Genomic DNA, 1,080 nt, shown 5'->3' on the forward strand with positions numbered 1-1,080 from the left:
CAACGCGGTGAGCGACGGGGGCAACGGAGTGATCCACATGGGACTTTTAAACATCATCCGTCGGATGGCGCTGCGCGAGAAGCAGTCGATCCGGGAGATCAGCCGGCGCACGGGGCTGTCACGCAACACTATCGCAAAGTATTTGAGTGCCGGCACGATCGAGCCGACGTTCACGGTTCCGGAACGACCGAGCAAGCTTGATCCTTTTGCAGACAAACTCTCTGGCTGGCTGAAGACCGAGGCCGGGAGGTCGCGCAAGCAGCGCCGAACATTGAAGCAGCTTCATGCCGATCTGATGGCTCTCGGCTTTACCGGCTCCTATGGTAGGGTCGCCGCGTTCGCTCGTGACTGGCGGACTGAGCAGCAGACAGCGAGCCGCGGCATATTCATTCCTCTGTCCTTCCGCCCAGGCGAAGCGTTCCAATTCGATTGGAGCGAAGATTATGCCGTGATAGGCGGCGAGCGCACGAAGCTGCAGGTCGCCCATATCAAACTATCACACAGCCGGGCGTTTCTGGTCAGGGCCTACCTGCTACAAACGCACGAGATGCTCTTCGACGCTCATTGGCACGGGTTCCGTGTGTTTGGCGGTGTGCCGGGTCGCGGCATTTACGATAACATGAAAACCGCGGTCGATCGCGTCGGTCGTGGCAAGGAGCGACAGGTCAATATCCGTTTCCTCGCGATGACGAACCACTACGTCTTTGCGCCTGAGTTTTGCAATCCCGCCGCGGGTTGGGAGAAGGGCCAGATCGAGAAGAATGTCCAGGATGCCCGGCCGCGACTTTGGCAACAGATGCCGGACTTTCCTGATCTGGCGGCATTGAATGCCTGGCTGGAACAGCATTGCCAGGACCTGTGGCGCGACACAGCACACGGCACCTTGCCCGGCACGATCGCGGACGTCTGGTCCGCGGAACAGCCAGCATTGATGGCGCTCCCCGCTGCGTTTGACGGCTTCGTCGAGCAGGGCAAACGTGTCTCTCCGACATGCCTGATCACCTTCGAGCGGAACCGCTATAGCGTGCCTGCATCGTTTGCGAACCGGCCTGTCAGCTTGCGGATTTATCCCGAGAGACT

Annotated in this window: 1 protein-coding gene; it reads left to right on the top strand. The window is 59.8% G+C overall.

Annotation, left to right across the window (positions count from 1 at the left end; translation table 11 throughout):
• Nucleotides 1-37 precede the first annotated feature (37 nt).
• Nucleotides 38-1,080, top strand: a 1,043-nt coding sequence (gene istA / locus EXZ48_RS34655) for an IS21 family transposase (RefSeq protein ID WP_130521610.1), incomplete at its 3' end; no start/stop codon positions are given.

This window comes from Shinella sp. JR1-6 (genome assembly GCF_004284735.1).
Lineage (GTDB): Bacteria > Pseudomonadota > Alphaproteobacteria > Rhizobiales > Rhizobiaceae > Shinella.